The sequence below is a fragment of the Pseudomonas sp. AC463 genome (assembly GCF_979253585.1).
Genome location: NZ_CEEDDZ010000645.1, coordinates 1 through 269, shown reverse-complemented (window position 1 = coordinate 269; position 269 = coordinate 1). Strand labels below are relative to the sequence as shown.

Annotated in this window: 1 protein-coding gene; it reads left to right on the top strand. The window is 68.4% G+C overall.

Features of this window, described 5'->3' with window-relative positions; genetic code table 11:
- The coding region (locus AC0IYH_RS31785; RefSeq protein WP_471838252.1) for a TraB/GumN family protein at window positions 1–269 on the top strand (269 nt) is incomplete at both ends.

The following is a 269-nucleotide window of genomic DNA, read 5'->3' as shown; positions in this document are numbered from 1 at the left end:
GCCGACCGTCGAGAAGCAGATGGCGCGGATGGTCGACGACTGGGCAAAGGGGCGGCCCGACGATCTCGCGAGCGAGATGAACGACAGCCTGAAGGACTCGCCGGAGGTGGCGAAGGTCCTGCTCACCGACCGTAACGCGCGCTGGGCGGACTGGGTGAAGATGCGGATGGACAAGCCGGGCACGGTGTTCGTCGCGGTCGGCGCGGGACATCTGGCGGGGCCGGAGAGCGTGCAGGCGCAATTGCAGCGGATCGGCGTCAAGGCGGAAC